This window comes from Planctomicrobium mucosum (assembly GCF_051466335.1).
GTDB lineage: Bacteria > Planctomycetota > Planctomycetia > Planctomycetales > Planctomycetaceae > Planctomicrobium.
Window position 1 is genome coordinate 1,201,309 of sequence record NZ_CP195793.1, and the last position, 20,063, is coordinate 1,221,371.

Sequence of the window (20,063 nt, forward strand, 5' to 3'; positions counted from 1 at the left end):
GCGTTTCCATTGTCTCTGTCTCAGAAGTGTGGCTGATCATAATGTCAGCACTCGCTCAGACGCCCTCCTGGTTGCTGCTGGACCGTAACACTCTCACGCGGTGCTCATTTGGGTTTTCAATACAGTTGAGTGGAAGTGAATCATGAAGAGTTCATTGCTGCGTTCACTTGGCTTGTCAGCAGCGTTTGGAGTGACGTCCCTTGCACCATTAAGCGTGCGTGCAGAGTCGGCTCCCGACCCGGCGGGCATCGAGTTTTTTGAGTCGAAGATCCGGCCGCTTCTTGTGGAGAATTGTTACACCTGCCACTCTGCCAATACGAATGCCAAAGGGGGCCTGCGAGTCGACGATCGGAATGGTTTGCTGGATGGAGGAAACCGTGGGGCTGCAGTGGTTCCCAACGATGTTGAAGGAAGCTTGCTTCTGACTGCGGTGAAGCATGAAGCAGGAGTCCCCTCGATGCCGCCGGGCAAGAAGCTCTCCGATGAAGAGATTTCGTTGCTGACAAAGTGGATCGAGACTGGAGCGGTCTGGCCCACTGTCGAGGTGACGCACGAATTGTCTGAAACACCTTCAGACTATGCGGAACTCGCTGCGACTCATTGGGCATGGCAACCGCTCAAGAGTGCGACTGCTCCAGCTGTGAAAAATGAATCCTGGCCGTTGAGCAATATCGATCGCTTTATCCTCGCCAGATTGGAAGAGAAGGGATTGGAGCCAGTGCGGGCTGCAGACCGTGTGGCACTGATTCGGCGCGTTACGTTCGATCTGACCGGACTCCCGCCAACTCCAGCAGAGATTCAGGCATTCGAAGCTGATCAATCTCCTGATGCATACGCGAATCTGGTTGATCGTCTTCTGGCCTCACCAGCATTCGGTGAGCACTGGGGACGGCATTGGCTGGATGTCGCCCGATATGGGGAGTCGACTGGTTCATCACGCAACGTCCCTTATCCACACGCATGGCGCTATCGCGACTACGTGATCGCAGCGTTCAACGCTGACAAACCTTTTGACAAATTTATACACGAGCAGATCGCGGGGGATTTGCTTCCCGCTGAGAACGAAGTCGATAAACAGGAAAATCTGGTTGCGACTGGGTTCCTCGCTCTTGGTGTCAAGGACGTGAATCAGCGATTTAAAAACCGCTTCATCATGGACAACATCGATGAGCAAATTGACACCACAACTCGTGCCTTCCTGGGACTGACTGTTGCTTGTGCTCGCTGCCATGATCATAAGTTCGATCCGATTCCAACCAGCGACTACTACGCTCTTGCTGGTATCTTCGAGAGTTCCGACATGTGTGCGGGGGTGCGGAACAAGATGGGAGGGGGCGGGCTCGATTACTACGACAAAGCGATGCTCATCGAAGTGGGCGGAGACGTTCACCCAGATTTAGTTGCGAAGAACTCAGCCGAGCTCGAGAAGGTGAAACAGGAACTCGAAGAGGCTCGAAAGCAATTTCAGAAATTGCGAGACACTCCAGAAGGGGATGAACTCGCTCCAAACGGCCGCCCTCGGAAGACCGTCGCCCGCAACCGAATGAACAGGATTCAGCAACAGCTTGAGAATTTGCAGGATCCCGCAGCATTTTCCGCTGTTGCTTATGGAGTGAGAGATGCCGCGAAGATTACGGATGCAAATATCCGTATTCGCGGAGAGGCAGAATTGATCGGGCCTGCAGTGAAGCGTGGGTTCCTGAGTCTCATGCCGCATGTCCCGGCTCCTGAAATCGGCACAGATACCAGTGGGCGGCTACAGCTTGCTCAGTGGCTGTCTCACCCTGAGAATTCGCTGACATCCCGCGTCATTGTCAATCGCATCTGGAGTCACCTGTTTCATCAGGGGCTCGTCGCAACAGTAGATAACTTTGGCGTGACAGGTGATAAGCCGACCCATCCCGAATTGCTCGATTACCTCGCTCTTCAGTTTGTGCAAGAGGGATGGTCGATAAAGAAAACTGTGCGGAATCTGGTTCTCACTCAGGCTTACCAGATGAGTTCCGATCGCTCGGAGCGAGGGATTGCTGAAGACCCTGCGAATCGGCTGGTGTGGCGGCATACCCCACGTCGACTGACTGCGGAGGAAATTCGCGATGCAATTCTCGCAGACAGTGGCCGGCTCCTTCATGGAATCCCTGCAACTCAGCCCACGCATGAGTTGAAAGTCATCGAAATGCGGAACAACGGGCCGGAAGCGGTTGAAATTAAGAGTCAAGCTGCATCCAGTGTGCATCGCAGTGTGTATTTGCCGTTGTTGCGCGGTTTGGTTCCTGAATCGTTGCAGGTGTTTGACTTCGCTGAGCAGGGGATGGTCACCGGGGCACGGGATGTGACGACAGTTGCTCCACAGGCTCTCTACATGTTGAACGATCCGCTCGTCTGGACAAGTTCATTGAAACTCGCGGAGAACTTGTTGCAACAAACTGAAGCGGATGATCAACAGCGTGTGACTCTCGCTTACCGTACGATTTTCGGACGGGATCCACGTTCGAGTGAACTGGAATTGGCTCAGGCCTACGTGGCGGAATTCATTTCGAACCGACCCGACGAAGAGGACTCTTCGGAGTCCGAGGCACAAGCTGATCCTGTTCCGGCTGAGACGCCTGAAACTGAACCGGTCCTTGTCGCTGCGGCGACCACAGGAAATGGAAATGGCGGAGCCAATGTCAATCCAGATGAAGCCGATCAGACAGATGTGGCGGTGGAGGTCGAAAAGATCGTGATCAACGACGTCGAAACGGCTGCCTGGACCAGCTTCTGCCAGGCTCTCTTCGGATCTGCCGAATTCCGCTACCTCAAATAACCTTCTGCTCCTAGATCACGTTGTCATCCGGAATCAAATGAAGAGGAAGTTGTCATGAATGACAGAACTCAAGGAATTTTTGGACAGAATCTCTCACGTCGATCTGTCTTGAAGTCTGCGGGAGCAGGCATGGGAATGGTGGCACTTGCTGGGATGCTGGCGGAGCAAAGTGCCCGAAGTGCCATCGCGGCACCTGCCGGTCCTCTGGCTCCAAAGAAGCCGTATTATCCAGTGAAGGCCAAGCGACTGATCTTCCTGTTTATGCAGGGAGCGACATCGCAGATGGATACCTGGGAGTACAAACCGGAACTTCAGGCGAACGACGGGAAAATTGCACCCGGTGGAGGGACACTCACTGCTTCCAAGTTCAAGTTTCAGCAGTACGGCGAAACGGGAACCTGGGTGTCAGAACTTTATCCTCATACTGCGAAGCACGTCGACAAGATGTGCTTTTTGAGAGGGCTGCATACTGATACTCCGGCCCATCCTCAAGCTGTCATTCAGTTGCACACAGGTACGGCGCTGGCGTCGTTGACCCGACCGTCGATGGGTGCCTGGTTGACCTACGGGTTAGGGACGGAGAATCAGGATCTTCCCGGGTACATCACAATCAATCCACCGCCCAATTTCGGTGGGGCAGTGAACTACGGGAGCGCATTCCTGCCTGCTCATTATCAGGGGACTCGCATCAACGATTCCGGGTTCATGCCGAACCTGACCGCGCAGGCGCCGACTCAGGTGCAGCGAAAGCAGATTGATTTGATTCAGTCATTAAACCGCAACCTTGGGCAGGATCCGGGAGCGCCGGATCAGCTGGATGGAGTGATTCAATCCTACGAACTGGCATTTAAGATGCAGGATCAGGTTCCTGATCTCCTCGACATTTCCAAAGAGCCGAAGCATGTGCAAGAAGCGTATGGAATCAAGCCGGGAGCAGCTGGTAGCTTTGCAAGACAGTGCTTGATGGCACGACGGTTGAGCGAGGCGGGGGTGCGGTTTGTCGAGATTTGCCATCCGGGCTGGGATCAGCACAACAATCTTCATCAAGGTTTGATTCGAAATTCACTCGCGACGGATCAAGCCACTGCCGCGTTGCTCGCTGACCTTGAACAACGTGGATTGTTGGAAGATACACTGGTTCTCTTTGGAAGTGAGTTTGGTCGTCTCCCGACGTCGCAAGGCCCGGACGGACGCGACCATAACATTACCGGATATCCAATGTGGCTGGCGGGGGCTGGAGTCAAAGCTGGATATTCACATGGAGCGACAGACGAGTTCGGCCAACACGCGATTGAAGGCCGTATGCACACGATGGACCTGCATGCAACATTGTTGCGATTGATGGGGCTTGATCACGAGTTATTGACCTACCCGTACGCTGGTCGAGAGTTCCGACTGACAGATGTCGGTGGAAACGTGGCGACTGAAATTTTTGCGTGATTTCCACTCCTCGATTTAGAAAAAGAGCAGCCTTCGGATGAGTCCTGAGGCTGCTCTTTTTATGCTGTGAATTCGAACCTATTCGTAGATCGGGAAGAAGGTATTGAATGCTGCCTCAGCGAAGTCGCCGGGATCGTTGAATCGACGATTGCGGTTGAGATTGCTGATTGTCGTCATCTCGTCGTTGGTCAGATTGAAATCGAAGATGGCAAGGTTTTCCGCCATTCGTTCTGGACTTGTTGTTTTGGGGACAATCGCGGTGTTTCGTTGAATTCCCCATCGCAGCAGCACCTGTGCGGGTGTTCGCTGAACCCGCCTTGCGATCTCTTGAATGACAGGCTGATTGATCACAGCTTCCTCGGGCTGCGCCATTCCGAGAGAGAAATAGGACTGTGCTCCAAGAGGAGAGAACCCTGTGACGACGATGTTGGATTCCTGGCAGAAGCGGAGAAGCTTTGCTTGAGTCAGATAAGGGTGCAGTTCAATCTGGAGGACTGCCGGTGGGATTGTTGCGTACGACAGGAGGTCGCGCAGTAATGAAACACCGAAATTGCTGACCCCAATGTCACGCACAAGCCCTGCCTTGACGAGTTCTTCCATCGCCCCCCAAGTCTCGCTGACAGGAACCGGGTCTGCTTCCATGCGTGGATTCGGGACGTCTGGATCATGGAACCAGCCAGCCGGATAGCGAGTTTCGACGGGGACGTATTTCAGTGAAATCGGGAAGTGAATCAGGTAGAGGTCCAGTTCATCGAGCTGAAGATCGTGGAGCGACTTTTTCAGGGCCTTGGCAACATTCTCTGGTCGATGGTTCGTGTTCCAGAGTTTTGAAGTGATCCACAAGTCTTCGCGACGACAGAGACCCTCTTTAAGTACCTTCTGAAGTCCTTCGCCGGTCTGTGTTTCGTTTCCATAATCGCTGGCAGAATCGAAATGACGGTAGCCCGCTTTGGCTGCTTCGAATACTGCATTCGCTGTTTCAGCTTCGGGGATTTTCCAGAGCCCGAATCCTACGGAAGGAATCGAACGGCCGGTCGAGAGACGGAAATGCGAGAGGTCTGAAGAAGGAGTCGGCACAGGATATCCGTCTGTTTGGAGTGAAGAAGCGAGAATGAAATGTCTGTTTTACGTTGAGTCCCATCAAGACTCAATTGAGAAGTATGTTCACTTCGCGTTGTCCGCTTCGGTTTGAGAAGTGACTTTCATGTCTGGAGATACCCCCACTGTCACGATCGACCCACGTTTGGACTACTTTCGCTGGAATCTCTTGGTCGAAGGAGGTCGCAAAATGAATCGAGCCGGGGGAGCGGCAGTGAGGCTCTGGTTTCGCCTCGCTAGCGTTTCGCGGTTCAATGCTCACCGGGCTGACCAATGTTGGCTATTGCATTTGAAGTTGTTTACTATTTGTTTGATTTGCATTTGTGTTCACAGTGATCCTCTGAAAGCAATCAGGAACATTAGGTGCGAATGCGTGAGTATCCCCCGCCTCTTACCTCCCCGAGAACGTTATGGACTTTCGCAAGTCTTTTCAGTTCTGCCTTCTTGCGATTCTGATTGCGAAGCATGCAGCCGCTTTTGCTGACGACCATTTTGAAAAACGCGTTAAGCCAATCCTCCAGTCAAAATGTCTCGGCTGCCACAATGCGGATGATCGCAAAGGAGACCTGGTTCTCGATTATCGCAGCGGATTTCTCACTGGGGGAGAGAGTGGAAGTGCGATTGATCTCAAGCGACCTGAGCTCAGCCATCTACTGGAGATGGTCACTCCGGTTGATGGAAAGGCCGCGATGCCCAAAGGGGCTGCACCACTTTCCGAAGACGAAATCGAATCACTCCGACTGTGGGTCGTGGACGGAGCGAAGTGGTCAGGGGATGAGGTTCTTCAAACGGAGGTTTGGTGGTCGCTACGACCACTCGTTCGTCCCACGGTTCCCGAAGTGACTGGGTTGCAGACTCTCGGCGGTACGCTCGCCGCACAGAATAATCCCATCGATGCATTCATCCAGCAGGGACTTCAACAACGCGGGCTGAAACCGTCTCCTCAGGCCGATCGAAGAACTCTCGCGCGCCGGGTCTACGCAGACGTGATCGGTCTACCCGCCACACCGGAAGAGATTCAGAAGTTTGTCGATGATCCCGATCCGAAGGCCTATGAGAAGTTGGTCGATCGACTTCTGGCGATGCCTCAGTACGGGGAAAAGTGGGGACGACACTGGCTGGATGTCGTCCGTTATGCAGATACGTGCGGGTATGATAAGGATAAGCTCCGTCGCAATGCGTGGCCGTATCGCGATTATGTCATTCGCTCGTTCAATGAGGACAAACAATATTCCAGATTTGTGCAGGAACAAGTGGCTGGGGATGTTCTGTTTCCCGGGACAAAAGATGGAATTCTCGGTTTAGGGTTTATAGTTGCCGGACCGTGGGACTTTATTGGGCATGTCGAAGTTTCGGAGTCCAAGATCGATGGCCAGATTGCGCGCTCTCTCGACCGCGATGAAATGGTGACCGGCACGCTGAACGCGTTTAGCAGCACAACGGTTCAATGTGCGCGCTGCCACGACCACAAATTTGATCCAATTACTCAAAAGCACTACTACGGTTTGCAGGCGGTGTTTGCTGCCGTTGACCGGGCTGATCGTGCTTATTTCGACTCCGCTTCTGACCAGGACGAATATGAGCGACTTGTGAAGCTGGTGGAGGATTCCAATCGGGAACGGATGGAGGTCGAGCAGCAGATTCAGGCTGCTTACATCGAACATGGAGAAGATTCAAACGTATCGCAGCGGCAGAAGGAACTCAGAGAACTTGAGCAGACTCGTGTCGATCGACCAGTGGAGTACGGTTATCACAGTCAGATCTCAGACAATCGGCTTGAGGAAAAATGGGTCCAGATTGATCTCAACTCGCATCACTCGCTGACTCGGGTCGTCGTCCACCCGTGTGACGATGATTACAACGATATTGGACCGGGATTCGGGTTCCCGGAGCGATTTCGCATCGAGTTTGCGAGCGACCTGAAACAGTTCGAAGAGGGGGATGAACCGGAGTTTGTGATTGATCAGTCACAAGCCGACTTCCAGAATCCGAAACGAAAGGCCGTCGAATTTTTTGTCGGTCTTGACGACATACGCTGGGTGCGATTCACTGCAACCCAATTGGCTCCTCGAAGCGGAGACTTTATTCTTGCGCTCGCTGAACTCGAAGTGTTCGATTCGGCGAATCAGAATCTGGCACGGCAGGGAGTTCTGACTGCATCGGATCATCTGGAAGCTCCCGTCAGGTGGTCGCTCCGCAATTTGAATGATGGTCTTTCTCCTGTCATGGGGTTGGCTGCCATTGAAAAGCAGTTGAGCGAACTTCGTGCATCGCTTGCAGAACTGGAGCAGCGATGTGTTCCCAAAGAACTTCTCAGCCGCCGTGATGCATTGTCTGCCGCGTCAATTCGACTGGATCAGCAGCAAAAAGAGATGCTCAACAAGCGAAAGATGGTTTACGCCGCAGCGACAGAGTTTCCCAATCAAGGAGAGTTTCGTGCAACCCGCGGAATTTCGCGCGATGTGCGGGTATTGAACCGCGGAAATGTGACTGAGCCGCTCGAGCTCGCGATTCCCGGGACAATTCCAGTTGTCGCTGGTGTCCCTGTGGAATTCGAGCTTACAGAAAATCATCTGGAAGGGGAGCGTCGTGCTGCTTTAGCGAGATGGTTGGTTCGAGAAGACAATTCGCTGACCTGGAGATCAATCGTCAACCGTGTCTGGCTGTTCCACTTCGGTTCCGGATTGGTCAGCACACCGAATGACTTCGGACGAATGGGAATGTTGCCGACGCACCCCGAGTTGCTGGACTGGTTGGCTGTTGAATTCCGTGATGATGGACAGTCGTTCAAGAAGTTACATCGGTTGATCTTGACCAGTTCGACGTACCAGCAGGCGTCTGCGAATGATGAAGCGAATGCTGAAATCGATGCATCCAATCAATCTCTTTGGAGGATGAATCGACGTCGTCTTGATGCTGAAGAACTGCGAGATGCAATTTTGGCTGTAAGTGGGAAGTTGAATCTCGAGATGGGTGGACCCGGCTTCTTTCTCTTTGATCTCGAGAAGGAGGAGCATTCACCGCACTACGAATATCACACGTTCGATCCGTCTCAACCGGAGTCACATCGCCGAAGTGTGTACCGCTTCGTGGTTCGGTCTCAACCAGACCCGTTCATGACAACTCTGGATTGCGCGGATTCATCTCAAAGCACTCCTCAACGAATGGAAACTGTCACGGCACTCCAGGCGTTGGCGATGTTAAACAATAAGTTCAATCTGGCCATGAGCGAAGCGTTCGCTGTACGGTTGAATGAGGTTTCTCCTGATGAATCACAAAAGATTCAACATGGATTTCAGTTGGTGACGGGACGGACAGCGACCCCCGAAGAACTGGAGCAACTCACCAGTTTTTCGGGTGAATTCGGGCTGCCAAGTCTCTGCCGCCTCCTCTTCAATTTGAATGAGTTTTCCTATATCGACTGAGTGTCCCTGAATTGGATGCACGAGTGTCCGCAGCATTCGTGAGTTGAGTCTGGAAGAATCCTGTGAAAGAAGAATTCACGTCGATGTTACAAATCAGCGAGAGCATGTCACGCCGTCAGTTTCTCTTTCGCAGTGCCTGTGGATTTGGCGGTTTAGCATTGTCAGCGATGATGCACGAAGATGCGGCTCAGGCGTCATCGGGAGCAGCGACAGGGGGCGTACTGGAGGCGTTGCACTACGCCCCGCGTGCCAAGCGGGTGATTCAATTGTTTATGGCGGGAGCGGCCAGCCATATCGATCTTTGGGATTACAAACCGGCTCTCGAAAAGCACCACGGGGAACCGGCGGACTTTGGCGAAAAGGTAGAAACCTTCCAGAATGGACTTGGGCCCTGGATGAAATCTCCATTCACGTTCCGCCCGTATGGGGAATGTGGAAAGATGATCAGCGACGCAGTGGCTCCTCTGGGAGACTGCGTTGATGACATTGCCTTCGTTCACAATATGGTCGGCAAGTCTGGTGTGCACAGTACGGGAACCTACTTGCAGGCGACCGGTTTTCAGCTTCCGGGATTTCCGGGAATGGGATCGTGGATCAGCTATGGGCTGGGCTCACTGAATCAGAATCTGCCGACATTTGTTGTGCTGCCAGATCATCGAGGATTTGCGAGTAACGGCCCGAAGAACTGGGGAGCGGGATTTCTTCCTGCCAGTGCTCAGGGGACGATGGTCTACCCGCAGCGGGAGATTCCAATCGAAGACATTCGAGCCCAGTCTGGGTTCGTCTCTCCGAAATCGGATCAGGCGACGTTCGCTCTGCTTGACCGACTGAACCGCCAGCACGAACAGAGCCGGGAAGGTGATTCCAGACTCGATGCCAGAATTCGATCTTATGAACTGGCAGCCCGAATGCAGCTGAGCGCCCCCGAAGCTCTGGATCTCTCGCAAGAGCCCAAGCACATCCTCGAGATGTACGGACTCGATCGACAAGGGGCCACCTATCCGAGTGAAATTAACGTTCCGGAAGAGATCGAATACTTCGGAAGAAAATGTCTTGTCGCCCGTCGATTGGTTGAGCGGGGAGTGCGATTTATCCAGATCTGGTCCGGGAACGACAACGGGTTCCCGCGACGGAACTGGGACAGTCATGAAGATCTGCAACGGGAGCATGGGCCTCTGGCGATGGGGATGGCTACTGGTACCGCCGCTTTGATTAAGGACTTGAAGCAACGAGGCTTGCTGGAAGACACTTTGATTCTCTGGACCACAGAGTTTGGGCGAATGCCCTCCTCTCAGGGAGGCGTCGGCCGTGACCACAATCCGTTCTCATTTACAAACTGGATGTGCGGCGGGGGAATCAAAGGAGGCCAGAGTTACGGCCCAAGTGACGAATGGGGTTATAAGTCGCTGGACCGATCGAATCCGACCGAGGTGTACGACATCCACGCGACGATATTGCGACAATTGGGAATTGATCATGAGCGTCTGACATTCCGTTCGAACGGAATTGATCGTCGATTAACGGATGTTCACGGACGAGTCCTCCATGAGCTTCTGGATTTATAGCAGGAAATGAAACGGGTGTAGGTTTTGTAAGTGTCGTGTTCGTAATAGATTGCGGAATGTTCGTTGCTGAAGTTGGCAGGAGTTCGCTGAAAACGCATCGCGGTTGCGTACAATTCTGTGAACGTTGATGGCTTGTGACGTGTCGTTCTGCGTGCTGAATTCCAATTGATCTCTTCAGTGAGTGTTGTGTTTTTCAATTGGCACGTACAATGCAGTCGCAGCAATTGACTGAAACCGTGCAAATTCGGCCAGTCCCGCGGAATGTGTTGAGGGAATTCTCCCGATGACGCGGTGAGACTGCACCACTCAGTTACGACAGGAATGAGACGTTGTTTGAAATCTCCGGAACACGAGAAACCCGCATCCGTGGGGAAATGGCAGGCATTCGCAGTGAAGCGGGGCTTCAAAAGAGCCTGCTGAACGCTTGTCTGGTTGCGCAGGTCTGTGAAGATTTCCGTGGTCAGGATGTGCAGGTTCTCGACGTCACCAATGCAACATCCCTGTTCGACTTTTTCGTCATCGCAACCGGAAGCAACCGCCGCCAGTTGCGTGCTATGGCTGAGAAGTCAGACGACATGATGAACGCTCAGCGATCAAACCGTCTTGGTCGCGAAGGGGCAGACGTCCCCTGGATCTGTCACGATTATGGTGACATCGTTCTTCACGTGTTTGTTCCGGATGCCCGTAAGCTTTACGATCTGGAAAACCTGTGGGGAGACGCTGTTCGTGTTGACTGGAAATCGATGATTCCGGAGTCGATGCGACCGACAGCACGTCCGATCGCACCGAAGATCGAAGAGATCGATCTTGATGTCATCGAAGATGATGAGCAGTCCATCATGGATCAGTTGGAAGACGAAGAACGTCTCCTGCGTGAAGACGAAGCCCGCCTTCTCGCAGAGCTCGATGATGACGAGATCAACTGTGACCCACTGATCGAGGATGATCTGGATGACGAAGAAGATCTTGTCTGATCTATTCAGGTCGACGAACTGAACTGTTTTCAATCAACAGCAGCATCTGGAACAAAAATCGCCCGGTGACTGCTGTTGTTTTTTGTCCGCCGTCAGTATTACGTGACGGGGTATTTCTGGAATTTATTCGCTCAGCGTGATTTCTGTGCGAACAAGCGAACGTCAGTAGCATGAATCTCCTGCGACTTCTCAAGATAAGATTTTCCGAAGTTCTTGGCACTCTGACTGAGGATGCCGGCCCCTATCTGGAGATGATCCGCCCGGCGCAGGACACCCGATTCGGTGACTATCAAGCGAATTTTGCGATGCCGCTGGGCAAGCAGGTCGGGTTGAATCCTCGTGAAGTCGCTCTCAAAGCCATCGAGAAACTGGACGTCACCGATGTCTGCAAAACTCCGGAAGTTGCCGGTCCAGGATTTATCAACCTGACGCTGCTCGATTCCTGGTTGCAGGAGCAAGTGAATCAGGCAGCGAACGATGAACGTCTGGGCGTCGCACCGGTCTCCAACCCGAAGACAGTCATCGTCGACTTCTCGTCACCGAATGTCGCCAAACCGATGCATGTGGGGCACCTGCGTAGCACCGTTATCGGGGATGCCCTGACTCGAACACTTCGGTTCGTTGGTCATCATGTGATCGCGGATAATCATATCGGAGACTGGGGGACCCAGTTCGGAATGATTATTTACGGCTTCAAATATCTCGTCAGTCCTAGTGGTTACGAGACCGATCCTGTTGGTGAACTCGCTCGCCTGTATCGATTGGTGAATCAGCTGGGGGAGTATCATTCCTCGGTGGCAGCGTTGCCTCAGGCGGAGGAGCGTATTCAACAACTTGAAGCCGAATTGAAATTGGCTGAGAAGAACGCCGATCCAAAGAACTCCGCGGATCAGAAGAGCCTCAAGAAGCAACGTGCGGAACTGGCTGGCGCCAAGGAAGAAGTTGTTGGGTTGAAGAAGAAGATTGATGTTGTTGAACAGGATTCTCAGCTGAAGGCCAGTGCCGAGAAGCACCCTGATATCAATCGCCTAGCCCGCGAAGAGACAGCCAAGTTGCACGCCGGGGACTTTGAGAACCAACGCCTCTGGGAAGAGTTTCTTCCTCAATGTCTTCAGGCATTGCAGCGAGTGTATGATCGTCTCGATATTCAGTTCGACCTCGCATTGGGTGAAAGTTATTACAACCCGATGCTCGCTGGGGTAGTTTCCGAACTGGAAGCGAACGGCCTTGCGCAATCGAGTGATGGGGCTGTCTGTGTGTTTCTGGAGGGCCACAATGCCCCATTTATCGTTCGTAAAGGGGATGGCGCATTCACCTATGCGACCACCGATCTCGCAACGATTCGCTATCGGGTTGAACAGCTGAAGGCGGATACGATTCTCTATGTCGTTGATGCTCGACAGGGTGAGCACTTCAAGATGCTGTTCGCGACAGCAAGAGCTTGGGGTTACACCGACCTAGGACTGCAGCACGTCAGCTTCGGAACGGTGATGGGACAGGATGGCCGACCCTACAAGACTCGATCCGGCGATACGGTCGGACTGGAGTCGCTACTCGACGAAGCGGTTTCGAAGGCTCGAGAAATTGTTGTTGCCAACGACGATTCACGCACAGATGAGGCTGGGAATTCTGCTCCAGAGCTCAGCGAATTGCTTCGCGACGAAATCGCCAACATGGTCGGAATTGGCGGAATCAAGTACGCCGATCTGATGCATAATCGCGAGAGTGACTACGTGTTCGACGCTGAGAAGATGCTGGCGACCACTGGCAACACCGCGACATATCTCCAATACGCTCATGCTCGCGTTCACGGAATTTTCAGACGTGGTGGTTTCGATCCAGAAGTTGTGAGAGCCAGTGGTGCTCCGATTCTGATTCAGGAACCTACGGAGCGTGCGTTGGCTCTCAAGTTATGCCGGTACAGCGAGACGCTGGACGCCGTCATTCTAGACGCACGACCAAACCTGCTGACACAGTACCTCTTTGAACTCGCTGGTGATCTGACGTCGTTCTACGGTCAATGTCCAGTGTTATCCGCACCGGATACGGCGACTCGCGATAGTCGATTGCGCTTGTGCGATCTCTCAGGCCGTATCCTTTCTCACGGGTTGTCGCTGTTAGGAATCGCTGCTCCGAGAATCATGTAGGCCAATCGTCGCATGTTTTGCTGACACTATTTTGCTGACACTATATTGAGTGAAAACGAGGCTTCTCTGTCATGCAGGGAAGTCTCGTTTTTTGTTTGGAAGCTGCCGTAGATTTCATTCTGAATTCGATGTCGAAAGTGAACTGAAATCACTTTCATCCTCAGTTCGTTGTGGCCAGCGAACTGACTCAACATGCGTTCGAATCCTGCTTGCGACAGGTTCGCCATGACACCTCGGTTTCTCTGCAGAGGAGACATGGACGGATTGACTGTATACAATTTGAGGAGCTTCCCTGATCGATTAGATCGGTCAAACAGATCGGTCAAACACCTGCCAGCCTCAATCCTGTATCGTCGAGATCGCAATGGTCTATCTCTCACTTCAAAAGCTGAGTTGGTCTTCATTGACGGTTCTCTTCATTTTGTCTTGGAAGGCCTCGGCGGCGGATCGAAAAATTGATTTCAATCGAGAAATCCGTCCGATCCTTTCTAATAACTGTTATCAGTGCCACGGCCCGGATGAGGCTGAACGAAATGGCAGCCATCCTGAGTTTCGTCTGGATACGCGCGACGGAGCGACACTTGATCTGGGGGGCTACTTCGCGATTCTCCCCGGCAATCCGGAAGCGAGCGAGTTGATCGCGAGAGTCACGAGCAGCGATCCTGAATCACAGATGCCTCCGCCATCTTTAGGAAAGAAGCTGACCCCCGATGAGATTGCGCTTTTGAACGAGTGGATCAAACAGGATGCGGAGTATGCCCCTCATTGGAGCTACCAGAAACCGGTTCGCCCGGACCTACCGAAAGTGGCTCATCAGGATTGGCTGAAGAATCCGATTGATTCCTTCATCGCTGCGAAGTTGGAGCAGGTGGGGAAATCGCCAAGCCCAAAGGCGGATCGATATGCACTCGCAAGACGCGTCGCATTGGATTTGACCGGATTACCGCCGACTCAGGAAGACCTTGATCGATTCCTGAATGAGACGGATTCGGGAGCCTACGAGCGATATGTCGATCGTCTACTGAGTCGGCCGGAGTTTGGGGAATACTGGGCCCTGCAGTGGTTAGACCTCGCGCGCTATGCAGACTCTGCTGGCTACGCTGATGATCCTCCTCGGACGATCTGGCTGTACCGGGATTATGTGATTCGATCTCTCAATGAGAACAAGCCTTTTGATCAGTTCACCATCGAGCAGCTCGCGGGTGATCTACTTCCGAATCCGACACCGGATCAAATCATCGCTACAGCGTTTCATCGCAACACCCTGACTAACAGTGAAGGGGGAACCGATGATGAAGAATTTCGAAACGTCGCCATTGTTGATCGGGTTGGGACAACGTATTCGGTCTGGATGGGGACAACCATGGCCTGCGCTCAGTGCCATACCCATAAGTTCGATCCAATTACCCACACGGACTTCTTCCGATCATTCGCAATTTTTAACAACACCGCGGATGCGGATCGGAACGATGAATCCCCGCTTTACTCTGTCTACTTGCCTGAACAGGAAGGACTGCGGACACGAATTCGAAGCGAAATCGCGCAGCTGGAAACCACGCTGAATGAAGTGACACCAGAGCTTGTTGCCGCTCAGAAAGAATGGGAAGAGGGCTTTCCGCGGGAACTCGGATGGCAGGTCCTTGAACCGATTCAGATTGAAGCGACAAGTGGACGAACCCCGCACGTCGATTCTGGGATCGTGAACTTCTCCCAGTCGGCAGAGACTGATACCTATTCCCTCGAGTTCACTTTGCCAGCGGGGAATTTGCAGGCAATTCAACTGGAAGCGCTTCCGGAAGAAAAGGGAGGGTTAGGCAACCGGAACTTTGTGCTCAGTGGCGTACAGGCCGAATTGAAGCGGCCAGAAGGGAAACAGGTCGCTGGTCGGTTCATCCGAATCAGCATTCCGGAGCACGAAGAGTATCTTGCGCTAGCTGAGGTCGAAGTGCTCCAGGGCGAAAGCAACATTGCACTCGGGAAGGTCGCGACGCAATCGAGTACCGACTTCAATGGGGACGCTGGTCGGGCAGTGGATGGAAACACCAGCGGCAACTTCGAGTCTGACCAGTCTGTGACTCATACCCGCAAGGAACTTGGCGCCTGGTGGGAAGTTGATTTGGGAGAAGAACAGCCAATCGACCGAATCAGAGTTTGGAATCGTACCGATGGCGTCGCGGCGCGACTCCATGATTTCGACGTTGAAGTACTTGATGCGGAACGAAATCCGGTTTGGAGTCAGCGACGTTCCGAATCGCCAAATCCGAGTGCTGAATTCAATATCAACGCACCGATGTTAATCGCTTTTCGTGCTGCCATTGCTGACTTCTCGCAGGATGGTTTTTCTGCTGACAATGTGTTGAAGAGCGACGCGGGAGCAGATGTCGGCTGGGCCGTTGCTCCTCAAGTTGGCAAACCACACCGCCTCGTGCTGATTACCAACAGCCCTGTTGATCTCAAAGACGATTCATGGACGTTGACGTTAAAGCTCGTTCAGCAATCAAAGTTTCCCAATCACGTTCTGGAACGGTTTCGAATTTCATACTCCGATGACCAGCGTGTCGCTCAATGGGCTCAAACACCAGTAAGCGTTGTGAATGCCCTGAATGCTCCGACGCCATTGCGATCTGAAGATCAAGTCAATGAACTCCGTGAACACTTCCTGAAAACCACTCCTTTGCTCGAGGCGACGCGTGCTCAGATTGCCACTTTGCAAACTCAACTGACCGACGTGAAACCGATCACCGTTCCGGTTTGCGAAGAACTCCCGGAAGGGAAACGAAGAGAGACTCACATTCAGTTGCGTGGAAATTTCACTGCTTTGGGAGATCGTGTGGAACCGGGGACACCGGAAGCGTTTCCTCCGATTCCGGCAGGGTACTCTGCCGATCGGCTGGGTTTGGCTCACTGGTTGGTGAGTGAAGAAAACCCGCTTACTGCCCGCGTCGTTGTAAATCGCTATTGGGAGCAGATTTTTGGGGTGGGGATTGTTTCCACCAGTGAAGATTTTGGATCTCAAGGGGAATTGCCAAGTCATCCCGAGTTACTCGACTGGCTGGCCACTGAGTTGATTCGCCTGAACTGGGATACGAAAGCGATTCTCAGATTGATTGTCACCTCGGCCACTTATCAACAGTCTTCCCGCGTCACGAATGAACTCTTCGAGGAAGATCCTGAAAACAGATTGCTCGCCCGCGGGCCACGATTTCGCATTTCGGCAGAGACGATTCGTGATCAGGCGTTGGCTCTCTCCGGGCTTCTCAGTCGCAAGATGTACGGTCCACCAGTGAAACCACAGCAGCCGACATCAGGGCTGTCGGCCGCGTTCGGGCAGTCGGTCGACTGGCAGACAAGCACCGGTGACGACAAGTATCGACGCGGAATTTACACGACCTGGAGGCGATCCAACCCGTATCCGAGTATGGCCACGTTTGATGCTCCAAATCGCGAAGTCTGCACTGTGCGGAGAGTCAGAACAAATACACCGCTCCAGGCACTGGTGACGTTGAACGACCCTGTGTATATCGAGGCTGCTCAAGCATTGGGCCGGATGGTGCTTGCCAACAGCGATGAAACAACATCTTCACGAATTTCATTTCTGCTCAAACATGTGCTCAATCGTCCTCCAGAAGAGGCAGAGATTGAAAGGTTGGCTTCGCTGCATGATGATTTGGTCGAGCACTACCAGAACGATCCGGAAAGTGCTGTCTCCATGGCAACGGTACCACTTGGCGCGTTGCCAGAGGGGATGACTGCTCAGGATGCCGCTGTATGGACTGCGTTGTCGAATGTCGTTTTAAATCTGGATGAGGTCTTGATGAAACGCTGATGATCTCGCGATTTTGTTGAGAATTTCTGACGTCTTAGGCGGGGAGAAGCGCAACCATGAATCCAGCTTTTGAAATGTTGCAATTGCAGACACGTCGCCACTTTCTGAAATCAGGAGCGGCAGGACTGGGGGGGATTGCCCTCGGAACGCTCTTTGGACGAGACGGTGTGGCGGCTCCCGGAACCGTATTCAATCCGTTGACGGCGAGGCAGCCACATTTCGCAGCGAAAGCTCGACGGGTAATCTATCTGCACCTGACTGGCTCGCCACCTCATCTTGATCTGTACGATTACAAACCGGAACTGGTCAAGCGGACAGGTCAGGATTGCCCGGACGATTTCCTGAAGGGAAAGAAGTTTGCATTCACGACCGGAGTTCCCAAGTTGATGGGGACTCCGCGGAAGTTCGAGCAATGTGGAGAGAGTGGTGTTTGGCTTTCCGATGCGATCCCTCACCTGAAGGGGGTTGCGGATGAAATGTGCGTCATCCGGTCAATGACGACGGATCAGTTCAATCACGCTCCTGCAGAACTCCTCCTATTGACCGGCTCTGCCCGACAGGGAAGACCGTCGTTGGGGTCTTGGACAACTTATGGGCTTGGCTCTGAGAACGAAAATCTGCCGGGGTTTGTTGTTCTGATCTCCAGCGGTGTGCAGCCAAATGGAGGAAAGGCATCCTACGGGAGCGGATTTCTTCCCTCTGTTTTTCAGGGAGTGCAATGTCGCTCGAAAGGAGATCCGGTGTTGTACGCATCTGATCCGCCGGGAATGAATCGTGATTTGCGCCGAAAAACTCTCGACGCCATGCGAGATCTGAATGAACTTCAGGCTGAAGAGTTGGGGCACCCGGAAACGTTGACTCGGATTGCGCAGTATGAGCTCGCGTTTCGAATGCAGTCTTCCGTGCCGGATGTGATGGACATTTCACGAGAGCCTAAGCATCAGTTGGAAGCGTATGGTGCGAAGCCAGGTGAGGCGTCATTCGCAAATAATTGCCTTTTGGCTCGCAGGCTCGCCGAACAAGGGGTGCGTTTTATTCAGCTCTTTGACTGGGGATGGGACTTCCACGGAACCTCACCTGCCGAAGACATCCGCGATGGTCTCACTCGAAAATGCGAGACGATGGACCGACCGATTGCAGCCTTGATCCGAGATTTGAAGCAACGGGGAATGCTGGATGACACTCTCGTGATCTGCGGGGGGGAATTTGGAAGGACGCCGTTCCAGGAGGGGCGAACCGCTGCCAATGGAATTATGGGGCGAGACCATTACCCGGACTGCTTTTCGATGTGGATGGCGGGGGGTGGTGTGAAAGGGGGGGTGATGTATGGCGAATCTGATGAACTTGGATTCTCTGTCGCACGTGATCGCGTTCACGTCCACGATTTGCAAGCCACGATTCTGCATCAGCTTGGATTCGATCACACAAAGTTGGTTCACCGCTTTCAGGGGCGTGATTTCAGGCTGACTGACGTCGAGGGAGAAGTTGTGCACTCCATTCTGAAAGGATAACACTTCCGGAATTTGTCATTGGAGCTTCTGTGCACGATGTCAAAAGTCAACATTCGATGACCAGCTGGTGACGGAATCTCAACACTCGATGACCCGGAAATGTTCGCGGTACTAAGAGGCACCAGGGAAATCTCGTCTTGTCCAGTGAGATCCCGTGCGATTAACCAAAAGAATAGCAGTTAGAATCCGCAGTCGCTCTTTCTCTGGACGACGGATTGAGTCCAATTCAGTTGAGAGACGGCGAGTGATTTCAGCTTCCCGGCACCGTCACGACTGTTCCGAAACTTTTTCGGAGCTGTGGTTTCTCAATAAGAGATGCGGCGGACTGATCTTTTTTGCATCTTCTGTCCGAGTTTGTAGGGTAGAATTACGTGTTGCATCGACGGTGAAATTCTCATCAATGAGTTCAGGGAACTCTTGGGTGATGTACTTTTCCATCTTTTCTTTGAATGGAATTCCATCCTCTGCAAAAAATGGATCGAATTTCGGCGTCGGAATGATCATGATTTGTGCCTGATTTCCAAGGGGGATTAGTGATTCAGACGAACAAAAGCTCTGTCACTTCCAAAGGCCTCTCGGAAGGCAGAACTGAATCGATTCCGTTCAAGAGGCGAAATTTCGTCATCCACGAGAAGCGAATCTCGGGAAAATGGTCTGCCTCATTTTTCTGTACGACGATACGAGGATTTTCTGGTCTATGATTAGGCAAATATCAATTTGATATTCGGGACATCTTGATGGGGATCGGGTAGGAACCAGTGAAATAATGAGCCCAATGTCTAACTGGCGATTGACTGGTAGTGCACTCCATCTCTCTCTGCGGATCGCCGGGAAGTTGCACGCAATTCCGATTCAGTCGATTGTTGAGGTCTTGCCGGCATTGCCTGTTGAGTCCATCGCCAAGCAGCTTCCCTATGTCAAAGGGGTCGTTTACCTGCGAGGCCATCTGATTCCGGTCATCGACGGTGCCGGACGGCTCGGACTGACATCTCCTGAGCCCGTATACGAACCCCATCTCATTTGTCTGAATATTGGGGGGCGTTTGTTAGGACTTGAAGTCGATGAAGCGATTGACCTGATCGAGATTCCGGTCGAGAACTGGTTGCCAGCCAGTCACGTCGGGGCAAATGAAAAGTTTCTTCTGGCCGTTACTGAATATGAAGGTGAGATTATTCGCATCCTTGCACCAGATCAGCTGAGCTTTCCTGAGGAAGCTGTCGGAATGATGGATTTCACAGTGGTCTAAATCACATTCTTCATCATTGGGTTCG

Annotated in this window: 10 protein-coding genes; 9 read left to right on the top strand and 1 reads right to left on the bottom strand. The window is 52.7% G+C overall.

Translation table 11 applies throughout. The features are described from left to right. Positions 1-142: 142 nt before the first annotated feature. Complete coding sequence (locus tag SH668x_RS04845; RefSeq protein WP_437187571.1) at positions 143-2,806, top strand: PSD1 and planctomycete cytochrome C domain-containing protein; 2,664 nt, start codon at positions 143-145, stop codon at positions 2,804-2,806. Between the two features lie 54 nt (positions 2,807-2,860). After that, a complete protein-coding gene (locus tag SH668x_RS04850; RefSeq protein WP_437187572.1) occupies positions 2,861-4,246 on the top strand; it encodes a DUF1501 domain-containing protein in 1,386 nt (461 codons plus the stop codon). A 78-nt stretch (positions 4,247-4,324) separates the two neighbouring features. Here SH668x_RS04850 and SH668x_RS04855 read toward each other — a convergent pair whose 3' ends face one another. Then, the gene (locus SH668x_RS04855) at positions 4,325-5,269 is read right to left on the bottom strand and encodes an aldo/keto reductase (RefSeq protein ID WP_437188515.1); all 945 of its coding nucleotides are present in this window, start codon (positions 5,267-5,269) and stop codon (positions 4,325-4,327) included. Between the two features lie 485 nt (positions 5,270-5,754). On the opposite strand from SH668x_RS04855, the gene SH668x_RS04860 reads away from it, so the two are divergent. The 7 genes from SH668x_RS04860 (at position 5,755) to SH668x_RS04890 (ending at position 20,038) form a co-directional block, all read left to right on the top strand. Beyond that, on the top strand, positions 5,755-8,769 hold the full coding sequence (locus SH668x_RS04860; protein WP_437187573.1) for a PSD1 and planctomycete cytochrome C domain-containing protein: 3,015 nt from the start codon (positions 5,755-5,757) through the stop codon (positions 8,767-8,769). An 83-nt stretch (positions 8,770-8,852) separates the two neighbouring features. After that, the gene (locus SH668x_RS04865; protein ID WP_437187574.1) at positions 8,853-10,334 is read left to right on the top strand and encodes a DUF1501 domain-containing protein; all 1,482 of its coding nucleotides are present in this window, start codon (positions 8,853-8,855) and stop codon (positions 10,332-10,334) included. 329 nt (positions 10,335-10,663) lie between these two features. Beyond that, positions 10,664-11,308 carry a ribosome silencing factor gene (rsfS, locus tag SH668x_RS04870; RefSeq protein ID WP_437187575.1) on the top strand — a complete coding sequence of 215 codons (645 nt, stop codon included), beginning with the start codon at positions 10,664-10,666 and terminating at the stop codon, positions 11,306-11,308. A gap of 170 nt (positions 11,309-11,478) precedes the next feature. Continuing rightward, a complete protein-coding gene (gene argS, locus SH668x_RS04875; RefSeq protein WP_437187576.1) occupies positions 11,479-13,455 on the top strand; it encodes an arginine--tRNA ligase in 1,977 nt (658 codons plus the stop codon). 364 nt (positions 13,456-13,819) lie between these two features. Then, positions 13,820-17,281, top strand: coding sequence for a DUF1553 domain-containing protein (locus SH668x_RS04880; protein WP_437187577.1), 3,462 nt, complete (start codon positions 13,820-13,822; stop codon positions 17,279-17,281). Positions 17,282-17,337: 56 nt separating this feature from the next. Next, positions 17,338-18,792 (top strand): DUF1501 domain-containing protein, encoded by a 1,455-nt coding sequence (locus tag SH668x_RS04885; protein WP_437187578.1) that lies wholly within the window; start codon positions 17,338-17,340, stop codon positions 18,790-18,792. A gap of 766 nt (positions 18,793-19,558) precedes the next feature. Further along, entirely contained in the window at positions 19,559-20,038 is a 480-nt protein-coding gene (locus SH668x_RS04890; protein ID WP_437187579.1) for a chemotaxis protein CheW, read from the top strand. Positions 20,039-20,063: the final 25 nt, after the last annotated feature.

What these genes read in the sequence shown, in the direction of transcription:
- SH668x_RS04845 (WP_437187571.1), top strand. Translation starts at nt 143, where the DNA reads ATGAAGAGTTCATTGCTGCGTTCACTTGGCTTGTCAGCAGCGTTTGGA.
- SH668x_RS04850 (WP_437187572.1), top strand. Translation starts at nt 2,861, where the DNA reads ATGAATGACAGAACTCAAGGAATTTTTGGACAGAATCTCTCACGTCGA.
- SH668x_RS04860 (WP_437187573.1), top strand. Translation starts at nt 5,755, where the DNA reads ATGGACTTTCGCAAGTCTTTTCAGTTCTGCCTTCTTGCGATTCTGATT.
- SH668x_RS04865 (WP_437187574.1), top strand. Translation starts at nt 8,853, where the DNA reads ATGTTACAAATCAGCGAGAGCATGTCACGCCGTCAGTTTCTCTTTCGC.
- argS (WP_437187576.1), top strand. Translation starts at nt 11,479, where the DNA reads ATGAATCTCCTGCGACTTCTCAAGATAAGATTTTCCGAAGTTCTTGGC.
- SH668x_RS04880 (WP_437187577.1), top strand. Translation starts at nt 13,820, where the DNA reads ATGGTCTATCTCTCACTTCAAAAGCTGAGTTGGTCTTCATTGACGGTT.
- SH668x_RS04885 (WP_437187578.1), top strand. Translation starts at nt 17,338, where the DNA reads ATGAATCCAGCTTTTGAAATGTTGCAATTGCAGACACGTCGCCACTTT.
- SH668x_RS04890 (WP_437187579.1), top strand. Translation starts at nt 19,559, where the DNA reads ATGAGCCCAATGTCTAACTGGCGATTGACTGGTAGTGCACTCCATCTC.